General features: G+C 60.7%; 13 protein-coding genes and 1 tRNA gene. 1 reads left to right on the top strand and 13 read right to left on the bottom strand.

The genetic code is table 11. The features are described 5' to 3' along the window. Window positions 1-51: 51 nt before the first annotated feature. The 12 genes from BINDI_RS01400 to BINDI_RS01345 all read right to left on the bottom strand — a co-directional run bounded on the left by BINDI_RS01400 (window position 52) and on the right by BINDI_RS01345 (window position 14993). The gene (locus tag BINDI_RS01400; RefSeq protein ID WP_033491674.1) at window positions 52-351 is read right to left on the bottom strand and encodes a hypothetical protein; all 300 of its coding nucleotides are present in this window, start codon (window positions 349-351) and stop codon (window positions 52-54) included. Next, entirely contained in the window at window positions 341-1477 is a 1137-nt protein-coding gene (locus tag BINDI_RS07060; RefSeq protein ID WP_052109099.1) for a class C sortase, read from the bottom strand. The genes BINDI_RS01400 and BINDI_RS07060 overlap by 11 nt, the downstream gene beginning before the upstream one ends. A gap of 470 nt (window positions 1478-1947) precedes the next feature. Beyond that, window positions 1948-2760 (bottom strand): hypothetical protein, encoded by an 813-nt coding sequence (locus tag BINDI_RS01390; RefSeq protein ID WP_148301954.1) that lies wholly within the window; start codon window positions 2758-2760, stop codon window positions 1948-1950. A gap of 222 nt (window positions 2761-2982) precedes the next feature. Beyond that, entirely contained in the window at window positions 2983-4908 is a 1926-nt protein-coding gene (locus BINDI_RS01385) for a SpaH/EbpB family LPXTG-anchored major pilin (RefSeq protein WP_033491671.1), read from the bottom strand. 299 nt (window positions 4909-5207) lie between these two features. Beyond that, window positions 5208-6722: an L-arabinose isomerase gene (araA, locus tag BINDI_RS01380; protein WP_033491669.1), complete on the bottom strand. Its 1515-nt coding sequence runs from the start codon at window positions 6720-6722 to the stop codon at window positions 5208-5210. Between the two features lie 56 nt (window positions 6723-6778). Next, the gene (locus BINDI_RS01375) at window positions 6779-8392 is read right to left on the bottom strand and encodes a xylulokinase (RefSeq protein WP_033491668.1); all 1614 of its coding nucleotides are present in this window, start codon (window positions 8390-8392) and stop codon (window positions 6779-6781) included. A 139-nt stretch (window positions 8393-8531) separates the two neighbouring features. Beyond that, window positions 8532-9608, bottom strand: a complete 1077-nt coding sequence (locus tag BINDI_RS01370) for a LacI family DNA-binding transcriptional regulator (RefSeq protein WP_033491699.1) — start codon at window positions 9606-9608, stop codon at window positions 8532-8534. A 123-nt stretch (window positions 9609-9731) separates the two neighbouring features. Continuing rightward, window positions 9732-10418, bottom strand: a complete 687-nt coding sequence (gene rnhB, locus BINDI_RS01365) for a ribonuclease HII (protein ID WP_033491667.1) — start codon at window positions 10416-10418, stop codon at window positions 9732-9734. A 9-nt stretch (window positions 10419-10427) separates the two neighbouring features. Further along, window positions 10428-11198, bottom strand: coding sequence for a signal peptidase I (gene lepB, locus BINDI_RS01360; protein ID WP_051875583.1), 771 nt, complete (start codon window positions 11196-11198; stop codon window positions 10428-10430). Between the two features lie 187 nt (window positions 11199-11385). Further along, window positions 11386-11754 (bottom strand): 50S ribosomal protein L19, encoded by a 369-nt coding sequence (gene rplS / locus BINDI_RS01355; RefSeq protein ID WP_033491666.1) that lies wholly within the window; start codon window positions 11752-11754, stop codon window positions 11386-11388. A gap of 229 nt (window positions 11755-11983) precedes the next feature. Next, window positions 11984-13678, bottom strand: a complete 1695-nt coding sequence (gene pgi / locus BINDI_RS01350; protein WP_033491665.1) for a glucose-6-phosphate isomerase — start codon at window positions 13676-13678, stop codon at window positions 11984-11986. A 190-nt stretch (window positions 13679-13868) separates the two neighbouring features. Further along, on the bottom strand, window positions 13869-14993 hold the full coding sequence (locus BINDI_RS01345) for a mannose-1-phosphate guanylyltransferase (protein WP_033491664.1): 1125 nt from the start codon (window positions 14991-14993) through the stop codon (window positions 13869-13871). Window positions 14994-15112: 119 nt separating this feature from the next. On the opposite strand from BINDI_RS01345, the gene BINDI_RS01340 reads away from it, so the two are divergent. Further along, window positions 15113-15185 (top strand) — tRNA-Thr (locus BINDI_RS01340). Between the two features lie 205 nt (window positions 15186-15390). Here BINDI_RS01340 and BINDI_RS01335 read toward each other — a convergent pair. After that, the gene (locus BINDI_RS01335) at window positions 15391-17256 is read right to left on the bottom strand and encodes a SpaA isopeptide-forming pilin-related protein (protein WP_033491663.1); all 1866 of its coding nucleotides are present in this window, start codon (window positions 17254-17256) and stop codon (window positions 15391-15393) included. Window positions 17257-17304 lie beyond the last annotated feature (48 nt).

Below are 17304 nucleotides of genomic sequence, written 5' to 3'. Positions count from 1 at the left end.
AAATGTCCCTCCACCTGCTCTGCGGGGCATCTCCTTACGCCGCCGACTCGGTCAGCGGGCGGCGACGCCGAAGAAGTAAAGGATATGGGAATCGAACCAGGAGTACCCCAGGTCGAATACCGGCAGGAAGCCGATTCGCATCATCATGCCGAAGGCGGCCCAGGCGAAAAAGAGGGCAAGCAGCGCCAGTACCCACATCAGGAAGGTATAGGTGCGCCTCTTACGGACCAGTGCACGTCGTCGCTCCGCTGGCGACAGTCGCCCCCTACCCCGGGAATTACGGTTGTGTCCAAGTTCCTGGTCATGGTCATCGAGCCGGTCCATGCCGGTCACCGATTGCTCATCCGTCATGATGTACCTCCTGACTCCTTGCATAGCCCTGTTCCACCCCTGGAAGGTCTGGTCGCCAGCCCCCACTGTCGCCATCAGGAGGATCACTGCCCATCAATGAGCCATCATCCCCTAAGGAGCCGTCAGGCTCGCCAGCCCTGCCATCGTCGTCGGCACCATAGACTCCCGTAACGGGGGAATCCTGCCCGACGCCCGCTTCGACCTTGTCCAGGTTCGCAATATGCTGTTTGCACTCTTTGCGGCGCCTGGACAGGTAGTACCAGGCCAGCAGACACAGGATCATGAGCAACAGGAGTATCCAGAGCATGTAGTTGGGAGCCCCCTGAGGCTTGGTGGCGGGGACATTCTCTCCGATGAACCGGCCGCGGATAAGCAGGCGGTGAGAGTTGATTCCGTAAGGGGTGCAGGTCAGCATGGTGACATAGTTCGAGCCCGCCACAGGCTGGAGGTCATCGACCTCGGTGGGCAGAATCACCTTGATCTGGTCCACCTGATAGCTCATGCGCTTGTCCAGAACGCGAATCTGGAAAACGTCCCCCTTCTTCATCTGGGTCAGGTTGTCGAAGAGGATATGCCCCACTTCGCCCGTGTGTCCGGTGATCACTGAGTGAATCGTGCTGTTGTCCGTGGGGACGTGGGTGGTGGCGATATGACCTATGCTGTCCCTGAGCACTTCGTCGGTTGTTCCGTGACGGATGGGGAGCTTCACATTGATCTTGGGGATGTCGACGTAAGCCATCATCCCCTTCCCATCAACGTTGAGAATCTTGGAGTACCTCCCGAGAGGCTCCTGAATCTCCTTGTACCGGAAAGGGTCTCGCAGGGTCGGCTTGCCGAGGTCATCATCATACTGCTTGGCATCCTGCCACATTTTCTGCCGCTGCTGCGGGGTGAGCTGATTGACGATGTTCTCGTACTCATCGACGGCCTGGGTGGTTTCCGCATAGTTGAGGTAGGCCGCCGCCAGGGGGTACAGGAACAAGGCCAGTCCAATCAGGAAGACCACCACTTCGATGAAGCCGAACCTGCGGTCGGATTTGACCCGGTGCTTGGCCTTACCGGCCCCCGTCGAAGAGCGCCGATCCGGTGCAACCTTCTGGTCGGTCTCCCTCACCGGCTTGGTCATCGCCGCCCCCTTGTATCCATCATCCTTTTCAACCTCCGTATACGCCTCTCGACCGCAGCAGGACCAACCATGGGACCAGGAACAGCGGAACCGTAACGACAAGCAACCGCCGTATCCCCAGTGCCTGAATGCCCAGTACACAACACCGACCCCGTTAAGGTCCCCGATCACCTTCAGTCCATGACTGTTAATCCCCGGGGGTCCATGTCAAGAGAGTCACTACGTTCTTACCTTACCCGTCTTCCGTCACAACCTTCTTGCCTGGTGTCACACCATCGATGCGACCGACCTCTTGTATAGAGGCATGGCTCTCATGGTCTCCTCGGAACACAACCAGACCGTGGGAGTGGAAGAGACCCGTGACGGGGCGGGCGAAAGTCACACTTAGTACGGAGAAAGCCGACAACACACTCGGTGTCATCGGCTTCCAAGGTTGCATGGCCGCTCAGAGACAGCCATACGAACAGAACTCAAACAATTGTATCGTGACGCTTCTTCACCGCCATGACCAGGACGACAACTCCCAGGACAAGGAAGACGGCCAGCAGAATGAGGGGAAGAATCAAGGATGATCCGGTTTTTGACAGGTGCTGTATCGAGACGGCGCTCCCCGGAACGACATCCGACTTGCTGATATCCAGCTTGGGATAGACATCTACCTGGAAAGTCGGGGAGCCTCCCGGAACCAGAGTGGGCAACTGCACAACGCAGGGGTCCGTCCGAACAGTAACCCCATGGGGGGCAGCAACCAGGCTGACCATCCAATAGGTCGGTTCCTCTTCCGTCCCGCCAAGCTGCGCAGCCGTTCCACCGGAAAGGGTCGCAGAGTTGACATCAAGCTGTGCGCCTTCCAGCCAGATGCCTTCAGGTTGAGTCGTCGAAGATGTGGTGATGACACCATTGGTATCGGATACACCGTAGAACTCTGTATTCGAAGAATCCTTGAACGAGTCAGGGTCTGCAATGACGGCAGACGTCAGGTTCTTCTGAAGGGTCTCAGGCGACGAGGCGAGGTCCGCAGCCGCCAGGTTGATCTTGCCCCTGTTCAGTTTCACTGCCTTGTAGATGTACCCGGGGCCTGCAGGAGGATTGCTGCTTCCCGGCAGGATGGAATCCGCATTATTCTGAGTTTCGAGAAGGGTGAGCGTAAGAGTGGGATCCGCGGTGCTTGCCGCTGCGTGAGTCAATCCACCGGTAAGCATGAGTCCGCAAGAAACAACGGAGACAACCAACCAGAGCAGGACCCGTTTTGTCTTCCCCGCCCGTAAGGAGCTAACCTTCATACAACATCCCTTCAAGAGGACCATCCTTCAAGGTGGTCATCCACGTCGGAGGTCAGCACCTACCGGTGTGACATCCCCTTCTCCGACATATCACTAACACAAGATTCATGTCTTCTATAAGATATCATAACACCCCATAACAAGAACGGCGGGTGGTTCACATAAGAACCACCCGCCGTAGTGATTGGCTCAGGCTAACCCAAACCAATCAGTCACAGCAGCTCAGGCAGTACGGGCTGCGTTGCGACGGTTGCGCAGGTAGAGGGCGCCACCCATGATGGCAACACCAACCACCAGCAGCAGGATGATGCCGCGGCCACCGGTAAGCGGGAGGCCAATCGGGGCATCCTTATCATCCTTGGTGTAGTTCATCATCATCTTCGCCACAATCTTGCCATTGAACTCGGCGGGGTTGGCAATGCTTGCAGCGCTATCCGGAGTGAAGGTAGCGAAGCTCAGCTGATTGTAGTCGGGCTCGATCGGGTTCGAACCATAGTAATCCACAATCTCCTGCTCGGTCTTACCTACGACGTTCTGGTCGAAGGTCACCTGGGAGAAGGGATTCGGGGCCGTGATGAAACCGTTGGGGGCCGTAACCTCGACCACGGTCCAGTTAGCGGCGATGCCCTTCTTGTTCGAGTCCAGAATCGGAAGACCGGTGAAAGCCACCAGACCTGCCGGAGAGGAAGTTGCAGAGAAGAAGGTCACACCAGTGTCAGTGGTGGGGTGGAATGCCCCATCAGTGGCGAGGTAGGAGGTGGGGTGGGCAGGATCAGCCAGACGGAAGACAGCGCCTTCCAGAGCCTTGAGCTGAGTCGGGCTTCCGTCCTTCTGCAACTTGCCGAAAGCAACGGAACCGGAGGGGGTGATAGTGCCATCGCTAGGAGGAGTATCAGGACCCTTGCCATTACCGTCATCGATGAAATCGGACTCGACCTTGTTGGCGACACCACCATCACCGGTGGAATCACCATCAGCGGTCACCGTGGCATCGTAGGTGATTACAACAGTCATCTCAGTGGGGAGATTACCTTGGGCGTCATGCAGGTTTGCAACAGCCTGCTGCAGTCTGGTCTTGTTTCCGAAGAAGCTGAAGGTGGTATAGGCAGCCTTACCATCCTGCTCGTTCGCAAAGAACGTACCGTTATTCCCAAGACGGGCGGGCTTGTCCGTACCAAAGGCAACCTTGTAATCGGTACCCTCGTCCAGGTCGACAGGTGACTGCGCGTTAGGAGCGGTGATGGAAGCATGAATCTTGGTGGCATCCATCTTCAGAGAGGTACCCATTCGATCCGCGATGCGCAGATCCTCGAACTGCCCTTTCACCTCAGCGATATCCAGCTTCTGGTCCTTATAGGCAGGAGTGCTCTCGTTGTAGATCTTATGCTCGACCCTGTAGGAGATGACATCGCCGGCCTGGGCAATGGAGACTAAGTTCTGTCCCCTCTTGACCCCAGTGACAGTCTTGGTCAGACCGCCCTTGCTGACGTTCTTCGGGAAGACATGCAGGTGATAGATGTAACCGCTCTTAGCCGGAGCACCCGGAGTGCTGTTATCGGTGGTCCTGTAAGGCAGTCCGAAGAACGAAGGAGCGGACTCAGTGTACTTGGCTGCATTGAAGCCCGGAGAAACAACCGGATTCGTATTCTCGGTCATCACATAGTAGTGCTGACCGGAGGCGAAGGTCACGGGAGTGCTGGTGGGCGCACCGCTGGCGTCCGCCGTGAACCAGGAGTCGATGACACCCTGTCCGTTGGTTATACCAGCTGCGTAGAAACCGCTGGGGGCATCAGTGAACGTTGAGGCATCGGTGGGGTTGATGTCGGCGACGGTCTTACCGCTCTCAGGGACGACCTCACGAACGTTGAAGACGATGTCCTTTGCAGGAGTACCAACGCCGGCGGTGGGCCTGTCAAGAATCGAGCCGGTGGCTGCGGTTCCGTTGGAGCCCGACAGGTACTTCGTGACTGTCAGCTGGGGGGTCTTGCTCGTGTCAAGAGCACCCTCGACGAAGTCGTCCGCAGCATCAAAGGCCGAAGCCTGAGTCACGGGAAGGGCAACCAGCCCGGCCAGCAGAGTGGCACCAGCCACCGCCAGACCGAGAACCTTGGAAAGCCCTCGCCTTTCATTTGTTTTTACTGTATGCATGCATGCATCCCTTCTATTTTGCGATGGTACGGAGCGGTGCGCAACAACACTGCGGCCTATCCGGCATATTCCATTCCCCAGCCGAAAAACCCTTCCGAGTGAGCCGTCGCGAAACATGACCCAATACCACTATCGAAGCTTAGTGCACGGCCTTAACCTTTGCAAACGGATAGATGCAATGTATGTCACATGTCTCTGCACTTGCAGAACGCCCTCATTCTCCTTGTACTGCCACTATCGGACCGCAGATCCAAGCGGCAAGCACACGGTGAATAAGGGCGAAATCCGATGGAAACAATTTATTGCCTGTTATCGAGACGATGCACCATCTCGGAGAGTTCCAGGTCCTTGCCAAACCGCTCGGCTGTGGTGTCCTCATCGATGGAAGCCAGTTCCACGCCGGCCATGCGGGCGAAGTCCTCCCAAGCCTCACGACCAACTGTGGTGGTCATGCAGGTGTGATGGGCGGCACCGGCTCGCAGCCAGCATTCGGCCGATACCTTCAGGGAGGGCCGGGGCTTCCAGATGGCGCGGGCCACGGGGAGCTTGGACAGGGAGCCACTGGGCTCAACCACATCCACCACGTTCATGACCAGACGGAAGCGCTCCCGCACGTCGGACAGGGAGACCACAACCGCATCCTTGCAGGGGGTGGCGGTGAAGACCAGACGGACGGGATCCTCCCGGTCTCCGATGGAGAGCGGATGAATCTCCAGACGGGGCCTGCCCTCGGTCAGGAGGGTCGGCGAGACCTCCAGCATGTGGGCACCCATGATCTCCTCTTGACCAGGCACGAAGTTATAGGAGTAGTCCTCCATCAGGGAGCAGCCACCCTTGAGGCCATACCCCATGACGTTGCCGATGCGGACCAGAACCGAGGTCTTCCAATCCCCCTCTGCCGAGAATCCGTACCCGTCGGCCATCAGCCGCTGGGCGCCGACCCCGGGGAGTTGGTGCAGGGCACCCAGGTCCTGGAAGTTGTCGACGGCCGCCGTGGCCCCGACCTCCTGGAGCATGTTGCGCATACCCGCCTCCTCCCGGGCGGCCACCACCAGGGAGTCGTACCGGGAATCGAGGAGTTCGGGGGCCACATCGTAGCTGCGCTTGTAATCTTCGATCAGATCCTTGACCTGGTCATCCTTGACGGCCTCCACATGGGCCACCAGCTCATTGACCGGCCAGGTGTTGACGGAGACCCCGAAAACGCGTTCGGCCTCGGTCTTGTCGCCCTCGGTCACGGCCACATCGCGCATGTTGTCGCCCCACCGGCAGACCTTCATGGAATTGGCGGCATCCCAGCCGGCGCAGGCCCGGGCCCAGGTCCCGATTCGCTCCGCCACCTCGGGATCGGTGTAGTGCCCCACGACAATCTTGCGGGGAATGCCCAGACGGGTAAGGATGTACCCGAACTCGCGGTCACCGTGGGCCGACTGATTCAGGTTCATGAAGTCCATGTCGATGGTCTCCCAGGGGATTTCGACATGGTGCTGCGTATTCAGCTGGAGAAGGGGCTTCCTCAACTGCTCCAGACCACGGATCCACATCTTGGCAGGGCTGAAGGTGTGCATCCAGGCCACAATGCCGATGCAGGCCGGGTCGGAGGAGGCGTCAACCATGAAATTCCTGATGGAGTCCGAGTCCTTCAGGGTCGGCTTGAGAACCAACCTGACCGGAATTCTGCCGGAATCGTTCAGGGTCTGCGCTATGTCGGCGGCCTGCACGGCCACCTGCCGCAGCGTATCCTCACCATAGAGGTCCTGGGAACCCACTGCGAACCAGAGTTCCTTACCCTGGAATGGATCTGTCATTGCCATGGTTGCTCCTTATTGCTATTGCTGATTATGGTCACGTATATATATGGAGTCATGGGTCATCCCTCCAGAGGGATGCTCCTGACTGCCGCCTGCTCGATGGGCAGGGACCTGGAGAAACGTTCGAAGAAGGTGCGGAACCCTTCGACATCCGCCGGGTCGGGATTCTCCACCCGCGATTCGACGTCGGCGAAGACCCGTGAATCCAGGTAGTCGGCCAGGGTCTGGTCGGTGTGGGTCAGGTAGTCGGCCAGAACAGCCATCCCCCAGGCCCCTCCTTCCGCAGCAGTCGACATGACCCGGATGGGGGTGTCGAAAGCCGCAGCCAGAATCTTCTGCGCCACCTTGGGAGTGGCGAAGATGCCGCCATGCCCAACCAGGGAATCCACCTGTACCCCCTCCTGCCGGGTCATCACATCCATACCGATCGTGACCGGGGAGAAGGCCGAGAAGAGCTGCGCCCGCATGAAATTGGCGAGGTTCATATGACTTTCGGGGCCCCGGGCGAAGACCGGACGCCCCTCTTCCAGGCCGGCCAGGAACTCACCGGAATAGAAGCAGTAGTTGATGAGGCCACCGGCGTCCTTGTCGCCCTGGAGGGCCAGGTTGAAGAGGGTTCCGTACAGCTCGTCATCGCTCATCCGCAATCCTCCGGCCTGGGCGAAGTCGCGGAAGAGACCCACCCAGGCGTTCAGGTCGGAGGTGAAGTTGTTGGCGTGGCTCATGCCTGCAGGATCGCCGGCCGGGGTGGCCACCGGATCGACTTCAGGGTGCAGGTGTTCCAACCGGTGTTCCAGAACCACCATGGCGAAAATCGAGGTGCCGGCCGAGACGTTGCCCGTCCTGGGCCGCACGGAGTTGGTGGCCACCATCCCGGTGCCAGCATCTCCTTCGGGAGGAGCCATGACCGAACCTGCTGCCAGGGTGCCCGTCGGGTCCAGCAGACGGGCGCCTGCTTCGGTCAGGGACCCCGCCTCCTCCCCCGCCACCAGGGGGCTGGGCAGGAGGTCGCGTATGGACCAGGGCTGGGAGGCAACCTCAGGCAGGCTGTCGAAGGTGTCGAGCATGGCCTGGTCGAAGCCGTGATTGTTCGAGTCGATGGGGAACATACCCGAGGCATCACCTATGCCAAGGACCTTGCGCCCCGAGAGCTGCCAGTGCACATAGCCGGCCAGGGTGGTGATGAAGGCCACCTCGGGCACGTGCTCCTCATGGTCGAGAACGGCCTGGTACAGGTGGGCTATGGACCAGCGCTCGGGGATGTTGACCTGGAATGTCCGGGAAAGGCTCTCATGGGCCTGACCGGTGTTCGTGTTCCTCCAGGTGCGGAAGGGCACCAGGAGCCGGTCGTCCTTATCGAAGGCCAGGTACCCGTGCATCATGGCCGAAAATCCCATGGCTCCGATACGGGTCAGCGGCACACAGTAGCGTTCCCTGACGCGGGAGGCCAGGGCGGCATAGGCACCTTGAAGTCCTTCCCAGACCTGCTCCAGGGAGTAGGTCCACAGGCCGTCCTTGAGCTGGTTCTCCCAGGCAAAATCGCCGTCGGCCAGGGTGTGGTAATCCTGGTCGATCAGTATGGCCTTGATTCTGGTCGAGCCCAGCTCGATACCCAGGGAGGTCCTCCCGGCCTCGATTTCCTCAGCGAAGTGCCGGTCGGTGTTCGTTTCCATGGTCCGCTCCTTTGCTGGCCGCCCCTGGTCCTTCAGACTCATCGCAGTCTGAAAACAAGGACTGTTAACGCTCACATTGCCTAGTGAACAGCATAGTAGCGATCGCCTTTTCCGGCAAGCGTGGTGATGTCAGGCGTCGTCAGGAACGCCGGACGGCCCGGCCCAGGGATCTGCGGGGTACCACATCAGCCTGGATGAGGCCCACACCGTGCCTGGTGACCGGAAAATCGACCGGCCTGCCCTGGTGCAACATGGCCAGGAGCTGGCGCATGGTCGCCGTTCCCAACTCTTCGAATCGGGGACGTACGGTCGAGAGGGGCGGATTCAGGTTGTCGACAGTGGGGATGTCATCGAATCCGGCCAGACTCACGTCCTGCGGAATACGGATGCCGTGCTCCTGAAGGGACCTGGCCACACCCACGGCCTGATTGTCATTGGCGGTGACCACTGCGGTCGGCATGGACCGCCCGGTCATACCCCGTTCGTCGATCAGGTGGTTCATCAGGGTGTACGACTCCGCGGATTCCCAGCTGCGCGCGTGAACCACGGCTGTCTTGACGTGATATCGGGCACAGGCCTTCCACCAGGAGGCCAGACGGGTCGAGGCGTCACGCCATTCAGGCGGTCCGGCCATGTAGAGCACCCGACGGTGCCCCAGTTGCACCAGCTGCCTGACCACCTGCTGGATGGCCCCCCACTGGTCGATTCCCGTCAAGGCCACCCGGTCGGAGCCGAGATTATGACTCAGGGCCTCCTCAATGCCCATACCTCCGTGGGTGGAGGTGACGATGACCCTGGGCTGGGTCACATTCACCTGGCAGGCCGCCTGGAACATGGTGTCGGTGGGCGTGATGAAGATGAAGGCATCGACGTTCTGCTCCAGGAAGGTCCCACACAGTTCCTGGAATCCCTGCTGGGTGCAGGTGGCTTCGTCGACCATCATGACCGACATGAAGAGCCCATGCGAACGCGCGACCGTCTCGATGGCGGTGATGGTGGAAACAGGACCATAGAGACTGACCCCACCCGCCACCAGGCCTATGGTCCTGCTGTGGCTGGAGGCCAGGGCCCTGGCCGAGTTGCTGGGTCGGTACCCCAGCTGCCGTATGGCCGCTTCCACTTTGAGGCGGGTCGGCTCGGAAACGTCCTTGGACTTGTTGATGACACGCGAAACGGTCTGATGGGAGACTCCGGCCAACCGGGCCACTTCAACCATGGACGGGCGGCCGGAACGACGCCGCTCCCTGCTGCCTGGAGGCATATATCCTTCTTCCCGAAACCCGTACCGACTGCTCCGATCATAGCCCGGAGAGGGGAGGATCACCGGCCGAGACCTGAGTCACCCCGTCAGGTGCCAACTGACACGGTGGAGGTCGGAGGGGCCATGCTGCCTGATGGCTTCAATGTGCTCGGCGGAACCGTACCCCTTGTTCTTCTCCCAGTGGTAGGGGGCCACGTCGGCCCGCTCCTGGGCCAGGCGAACCATGAGCCGGTCCCTGGTCACCTTGGCGATGACGGCCGCACTTGCCACCGTGGCGCAGGATACATCACCTTTGACCTTCGTGGTGACGGTCGGCAGGAGGGGTAGGGTCGGGGCGTCAAAGCTGTCGGCGGCCTTGGTTATAAAGTCGCTGGTACCGTCCAGAATGGCCGCCGGGAAGGAGTCCGGCCCCAGGTCAAGCCGCGCTTCGACATCAGCCAGGGCGCGTAGGGCGGCGATGCCCAGGGCATGCGTGATGCCCCACTCGTCGACTTCATGATTCGAACAGGACCCGACGGCCCAGGCCTCGGCCCAGTTCTCAAGATCAAGATGGATGGCCTCCCGACGGGCGGCGGTCAGCATCTTCGAATCAGCCACCCCGGCAGGCACCTTCAATCTGGGAAGATCCGCGGATTTCAAGGCCACGACACCGACCATGACCGGGCCGGCCAAGGCTCCGCGCCCCACCTCATCCAGCCCAAAAACGAAGTCCGCTCCCCCTGCCGCAAGTTCCGACTCAAGGGCCAGGGTGGGTATGGGATGCATCCGCCGTCCCTACCTGGGTTGCCTGTCGGGAACCGCGTCGAAGACGGAATGCCGATTGTTCAGGAATTTCCAGCTGCCGAAGGGGAAGTAGGTCACCATGGCAGTCCCCTTGATGTTCTCCATGGGCACTTGACCACCGTTCGAATCATCGAGATGATAGCGGGAATCGGCCGAGTTAGAGCGGTTATCGCCCATGACGAAGACATGGTCCGCCTTGACCGTGACCTCGAAGGGGAAACCACTCGGCTGGACACCCGGGCGAAGATAGGAATGCTCATCCAGGGCCACACCGTTGACCGTTACGGGGTACCCGCTCCCCTTGCAGGCCACCGTATCGCCTGGCATGCCGATAAGCCGCTTGACCAGGTAATCGCTCTTCTGCCCGACCTGCGAAGAGTTGTCCAGCCAGTTGCCGGGGTCGGTGAAGACGATGACATCCCCCCTGCGGGGCTTGGCCATACCCCTGGTGATGCCGTTGGTGGTCAGGATTCGGTCATTGATGCCCAGCGTGTTCTCCATGGAACCGGAGGGAATGACGAAGGGGGCCATGACGAAGAGTCTGCAAAAGGCCACAACAGCCAGCACCGACACTATGTCGACCACGACCTGAATCAGGGCTTTGACCTCATTGGAGGACCCTGGCTCCCCTCCCGATGCCGGGCGCTCATATGGTGCGGGATCATCTTCCGGTAAGGGGTCGCGATCACCGAAGCTGGTGGCGATATCGCGGACCGAAGTTCCGAAGGGCACCTTGGACCCGTGCCTGGGTTCCGCGTTCATCCTGATACCACCTGACTGGGGAGAACCAACATGCTCGCTCCTTCTGCTTGAGGCATCTGAAATCCGGCCCGATACCGCCTGCCCCCACCTGCTGCACCACCCACCAGGAAGGGTCTCCACTGCAAACTCTAGTCGGGAAAAGAAAGACCCGGGGACCTGAATGGCCTCCGGGTCGGCAAGGATGAAACTACTTGGTCTCGGCCTTGTTGTCGCGACGCTCAACGATACGTGCGGCCTTGCCGTGCAGGTTACGCAGGTAGTAGAGCTTGGCGCGGCGGACACGACCACGACGCAGGACCTTGATGGAATCGATCTGCGGGGAGTGCAGGGGGAAGCGACGCTCCACACCCACACCGAAGCTGACCTTGCGGACCATGATGGTCTCGCGCACACCTGCACCCTGACGGGCGATCACCACGCCGGTGAAGGCCTGGATACGGGTGTTGTTGCCTTCCTTGATGTTCACATTGACCTCGACGGTATCGCCGGGGCGGAAGTCCGGGATCTCCTCCGCGGGCTTCATGTGGCTGGCATCAAATTCCTGAATGGCGTTCATGCTGTTCCTCCATGGCCGCCGCACACCGACCCATGTTCCGGGCTCTCTCCCACGTTCGGCGGCAGGGAGCCGTTCTCAACCCAACGGTCTGCCGTCGGGGGATGCCGATCCGCCGGTCTTGACCGGCTGGACCCAGAAGGAGGGGGAGCCTATGCGGCAACTCCCCCTCCGGCATTGCAACTGTTCAATGATACACCAGGTCGGGACCCTTTGGACCCTACCGGATGGATCAGTGGCGGTGGGCCCTGTAGAACTCGATCAGGGAGCGGGTGGACTGGTCCTGGGCGGCCAGGGCCTGGTCGTCCTGGGAGATGGCCGGGGTGATTTCCTTGGCCAGCTTCTTGCCGAGCTCAACGCCCCACTGGTCGAAGGAGTCAACGCCCCAGACGGTCCCCTCGGTCAGGGTGATGTGCTCGTAGAGGGCGATCAGCTCACCCAGGGAGCGCGGGGTCAGGTCATCACCGAGGATGGAGGTGGTGGGCCTGTTCCCGGTGAAGACACGTGCCGGCACGATGGACTCGTCGGTACCCTCCGCGCGGACCTCATCGGCGGTCTTGCCGAAGGCCAGGGCCTTGGTCTGGGCGAAGTAGTTGGCCAGGAAGAGCTCGTGGACATCCTGGTCCTCATCCTTGGCCGGGTTGGGGGTGTTGGCGAAGGCGATGAAGTCGGCCGGAATCAGCCTGGTGCCCTGATGAATCAGCTGGTAGAAGGCGTGCTGGCCATTGGTACCCGGCTCGCCCCAGAAGATCTCGCCGGTCATTGAGGTGACGGGGGTGCCGTCCCAGCGGACGGACTTTCCGTTGGACTCCATGGTCAGCTGCTGCAGATAGGCCGGGAAGCGGTGCAGGTACTGGTCATAGGGCAGCACCGCATGGGAGTGGGCCCCGAAGAAGTTCACATACCAGACATTGAGCAGACCCATCAGGGCCACGACGTTCTCTTCCAGGGGGGTGTCGCGGAAGTAGCGATCGATGGCGTTGAACCCGGCCAGGAACTCCTCGAACCGCTCGGGTCCGATGGTGATGGCCAGGGAGGTGCCCACGGCGGAGTCGACCGAATAGCGGCCACCGACCCAGTTCCAGAAGCCAAAGGCGTTGGTCGGATCGATGCCGAAGTCCTCGACCTTGTCAAGAGCCGTGGAGACGGCGATGAAGTGCTTGCGGATGGCCTCGGCCGACTGGGCGTCGGAACCGTCGACGGCACCCTGGGCCTTGAGGTGGTCCAGGAGCCAGGAACGGGCCTGGCGGGCATTGGTCAGGGTCTCAAGGGTGGTGAAGGTCTTGGAGACGATGATGAAGAGGGTGGTCTCCGGATCCAGGTCGCGGGTCTTCTCGGCCAGGTCGTTGGGGTCGATGTTGGAGACGTAGCGGGCGGAGATGCCAGCGTCGGCGTAAGGCTTCAGGGCCTCATAGGCCATGACCGGCCCCAGGTCGGAACCACCGATGCCGATGTTGACCACGGTGGTGATCCTCTTGCCGGACACACCGGTCCATTCACCGGAGCGAACCTGGTCCGCGAAGGCGTAGATCCGCTTCAGGGTGTCGCGCACGTCGCCGACCACATCCTGGCCGTCGACGACCAGGCTGCCCCGGTCCTCCTCGGGCATACGCAGGGCGGTGTGGAGCACGGCCCGGTCCTCGGTGTTGTTGATGTGCTCGCCCTTGAACATGCTCTCGATGCGCTCGTCAAGCTTGACCTCCCTGCCCAGCTGGGCCAGGAGGGAGAGGGTCTCGGGCTGAATCAGGTTCTTGGAAAGATCGAAGTGGAGGTCCCCGGCCTCGAAACTCAGCTTCTCGGTGCGCTGGGGGTCGTTCGCGAACCAGGCGCGCAGGTCGATGCCTTCGTCCTGCAAGGACTGGAAGTGATCCTGCAAGGCCGCCCAGGCCTTGGTCTGCGTCGCATCTACTGGAGGATTGATGGCCATGTTCTATAGGTCCTTTCGTGACTGCATGCCCGACATGGGAACCGATCTCCGCCAGCACCCACCCAGGCTTGGGTCTCCTACCAAGCTACTCACAAAAGCGGACAGAAGACAACAAAAACCGCCAATCACCCAGGTGGTCCGGCGGTGAATCGGCGGTTGCGGATACGGAGTGTCCGGCTCTGGGCGACCCTCAGAGGATGTCGTCACGCCCATACTGGGAGAGTTTGCCCACCATGTCCTTGACCTCCTGACTTCGGGCCCTGGGAGCCACCAGGAGGGCATCCGGGGTATCGACGACAATCATGTCGTCCACTCCCAGGAGGGCGATGGTGCGTCCCCCGTCGGGCACGACCATGTCGCCACCGGAGTCCAGGGAGACCACCTGGTCGGAGTCGCCGAGAATCTTGATGTTGCGCCTACCCGATGAGGGTAGGAGGCCGGCCACGGAGTTGAAGTCGCCGATGTCATCCCAGTCGAAGCCGCCGGGGACCATGGCAACCCCTCCGGCAGTCGAGAGGGGCTCGGCCACGGCATAGTCGAAGGCGATCTTCTGAATGCCCGGCCAGTACTGCTCCATGGCCTCCTGACGCTCATCGGCACCCCGGTCCCAGGCCTCGGCAATGGCCATGATGCTGGAATGAAGTTCGGGCAGGTACCGTTTCAGACAACCCAGAACAACATCGGCCCTCATGACGAACATGCCCGCATTCCAGCGGTACTCACCCGTGGACAGGTAGGCCTGCGCCGTCGATGCATCGGGCTTCTCGACAAACTCGCTGACCAGGTGGGCATCAGGGGCATCGGGAATCTCGTCGGCCAGGGAAGGCCCCTGGTGGATATATCCGAAAGCCGTGGAGGGCCTTGAGGCCGCGATGCCGATCGTGGTCACATACCCGGCTCGGGCTGCGGCCACGGCCTGTCTGACGGAACGACCGAAGGCCCGGTCATCGCGAATCACGTGATCGGCCGCGAAGGATCCGACCACTATCCGGTCCCCGTGCCGTCGGGACAGAACGGCAGTGGCCAGGGCGATGGCCGCTGTTGAGTCCCTGGGCACAGGCTCGGCGAAAACGGCCTCATCGCCAAGCTTGGGAAGCTGCTGGCGGACCTGGTCCACATGCCTCTGCCCGGTAGAGACCACCACGTGGCCCTCCCCGCAGATGCCTGCCAGACGGTCGAAGGTACCCTGGATCATGGTCCTTCCCGACCCCAGGAGGTCATAAAGGAACTTGGGGCGGGCCTGGCGGCTGAGCGGCCAGAGCCTGGTACCCACTCCCCCGGCGGGAATGATGGCATAGAAATCGTCGAGATCCATACCCCCATTGTGTCAATAAGCTTGTACACCGCACCCGTCGTTACGAACCGTCAGAGGGCGTTTTTATCCCGGTCATCATGTATCATTGGTTGCGCTGTCCTCGCAGGGGATGGCGAAAGGCCACTTTAGCTCAGTTGGCAGAGCGTCTCACTCGTAATGAGAAGGTCGACAGTTCGATTCTGTCAAGTGGCTCTCTTCCTTTTCCGCCTATTTGGCAACACCACTCTTCCGCCTATTCCGAGCCGCGCATGTCCTCCTGTACCCGCGAAGGGTCGCCCCTTACCATGCCCCCGCCTTTCCCATGAAGAGCCTGCATACATAAAGGTCCGGTGCCGAAGAGGTGATTACCTCTTCGGCACCGGACCTGCGAAACCGCGGCTTACCTTACCGGCTCACCTCAGACTCGCATCTTGTTGGTGCGGTTCCTCACAACAATCAGCACACCTGCCGCACCTGCCAGCACCAGGGCGAGCAGGACCGCCAGGATGATTCCGGCACCACCGGTAAGAGGCAGCTGGGAAATGGACTTGACGTTGTTGATGGTGATTGCGTTGGGGAAGCCCTGCGACCAGGGCGACGTCAGGACGTGGTTGGCATCATAGACAGGCTGGCTGACCTGGGCCTGGTTGGTGGTCGTAGCAGCGACGAGTCCCCAGGTATCCGCCTCGTTGGTGATGACGGGCTTGCTTGCATCGGGCTTGCTGCCCGTCTTCTCCAGGACGATATCGACATTGAACGTAGGCTTGAAGGCCGACGAGTAACCGTCAGGCTGCTTGGTCTCTGCAACGCTGTACTTGCCGGCACTGAGACCATCGACGGACAGGGTGCCCGTATTGTCGGTCTTGAGGACGGTCGTCTGGTTCTGCCCCGTTGCCGGTGCGGATTGGTTCATGGCGAGCATGTACTTGCCTGCACTCTGCTCGTTGAACCAGAGCGGAGCGGTGCCGTCCGACCGGGTCACGGAGAACTCGGCATCAGTCAGAGCCGCACCATCGCTCTTGGCGACCTTACGGATCTTGAAGTTGTAGAAGTAGGCCGCATTGGTCGGAGTGTCGGGCGTGACGATGGTTCCGGTCGACCCGCCACCGGGCTGGTTCGAGAAGGTCAGCTTTGCCGAATTGGAGAGCTTACCGGCCTGGGCGGAATCATTGACTCGCATGTAGTAATCAATGGTGATGGGGTCCTTCCAGGTCAGCCTGGTGGCCGGATCGTTGTTCACGACCAGTTTGGTCAGATCGAACTCCACTCCGGTGGCGCCATCGGTCGGAGTGCCAGGGGTGACTATGTAACTTGCGGCATCCTGGGCCGTTGCCGCGGCATCGCTCCCGGACCTGGCCTTCACCACAACAGGATGGGCTTCGTCGCTGACGAAGTCCAATCCCTTGCCAGGGGTATCAGTGACCTTGTACACGAAGGTATCCGGGTTGAATCCTGTGGTCAGAGGAACCTTCAGGGTCAGGCGATAGTGGAGGTAGTCACCGATTGAGACCGAGGCACCGCGGTCGGCATCAGTCTGGATGAGCTCCTTGGAGATGCTGTTTTCATCATCCTTGATGTTGATGGTTCCCACAGGCATGCCGTCAACGAAGTCGGTGATGTGTTCGGGGCCGACGGTGGTACCCACCAGCATGGGGATCGAGTTGATACGCGTGTTGGTGCTTCCCTGAACATTAGTGACATCGGAGATGATATACAGGCCTTCGGGAAGGCTGGACAGGCTGGCATCCCCATCGGCGGCAGGAGTAACCGTGGCGGTCGACCCCGTCACCTTGGTGGTGAAGGTCGATGTCTTGGCTAGGGCGGTGACAAACTGACGAAGCTTGCCGTCACGGCCCCAGGCATCTGCAGCCGAACCCGAATTCGATACCGTGTCCTCGCTGCCCGGGGAGGCATAGCCCAACCACTTGCTGGCCACCTCGCCTACAGGGTTGTTGGCATAGGCCGGGTCAGAAGTCGCTCCACCTCTGGCCTCGGCGAGGGCGGCTTCGGCATCCGCCACGAGATCCGGAACGGTCGCGATTGAAATGTTGCTCACCTTGTTGTCACCGTTGACCGTGGCATCCTGGTAGGTGGCGATCTCGACCGCCGCATACTTGTGCCCGGCAACGGCGTTCTTCAACGTTATCTGACCGTCGTTGGCACTCACATCGACCGTGGTATCGGCGCTGGCCGACCCCACCCCAACCAGGGACACCCCCAGGAGGGCAGCCACGGCTGTCGCCAGGGAAAGCCCCCGACGAAGTTGACTATGTACACCCATCATCTTCTCCTTACTTATTGACTCTTCACATTTTTCTTGGCTGGAAGTCCG

Origin of the sequence: Bifidobacterium [indicum] DSM 20214 = LMG 11587, from assembly GCF_000706765.1 — a bacterium.
GTDB lineage: Bacteria > Actinomycetota > Actinomycetes > Actinomycetales > Bifidobacteriaceae > Bombiscardovia > Bombiscardovia coryneformis.
This window is presented reverse-complemented; position numbering and strand designations above follow the sequence as displayed.

Bases quoted from the DNA above. Each gene is read 5' to 3' on its own strand.
- BINDI_RS01400 (WP_033491674.1), bottom strand. From the start codon at position 351: ATGACGGATGAGCAATCGGTGACCGGCATGGACCGGCTCGATGACCAT.
- BINDI_RS07060 (WP_052109099.1), bottom strand. From the start codon at position 1,477: ATGACCAAGCCGGTGAGGGAGACCGACCAGAAGGTTGCACCGGATCGG.
- BINDI_RS01390 (WP_148301954.1), bottom strand. From the start codon at position 2,760: ATGAAGGTTAGCTCCTTACGGGCGGGGAAGACAAAACGGGTCCTGCTC.
- BINDI_RS01385 (WP_033491671.1), bottom strand. From the start codon at position 4,908: ATGCATACAGTAAAAACAAATGAAAGGCGAGGGCTTTCCAAGGTTCTC.
- araA (WP_033491669.1), bottom strand. From the start codon at position 6,722: ATGGCAATGACAGATCCATTCCAGGGTAAGGAACTCTGGTTCGCAGTG.
- BINDI_RS01375 (WP_033491668.1), bottom strand. From the start codon at position 8,392: ATGGAAACGAACACCGACCGGCACTTCGCTGAGGAAATCGAGGCCGGG.
- BINDI_RS01370 (WP_033491699.1), bottom strand. From the start codon at position 9,608: ATGGTTGAAGTGGCCCGGTTGGCCGGAGTCTCCCATCAGACCGTTTCG.
- rnhB (WP_033491667.1), bottom strand. From the start codon at position 10,418: ATGCATCCCATACCCACCCTGGCCCTTGAGTCGGAACTTGCGGCAGGG.
- lepB (WP_051875583.1), bottom strand. From the start codon at position 11,198: ATGAACGCGGAACCCAGGCACGGGTCCAAGGTGCCCTTCGGAACTTCG.
- rplS (WP_033491666.1), bottom strand. From the start codon at position 11,754: ATGAACGCCATTCAGGAATTTGATGCCAGCCACATGAAGCCCGCGGAG.
- pgi (WP_033491665.1), bottom strand. From the start codon at position 13,678: ATGGCCATCAATCCTCCAGTAGATGCGACGCAGACCAAGGCCTGGGCG.
- BINDI_RS01345 (WP_033491664.1), bottom strand. From the start codon at position 14,993: ATGGATCTCGACGATTTCTATGCCATCATTCCCGCCGGGGGAGTGGGT.
- BINDI_RS01335 (WP_033491663.1), bottom strand. From the start codon at position 17,256: ATGATGGGTGTACATAGTCAACTTCGTCGGGGGCTTTCCCTGGCGACA.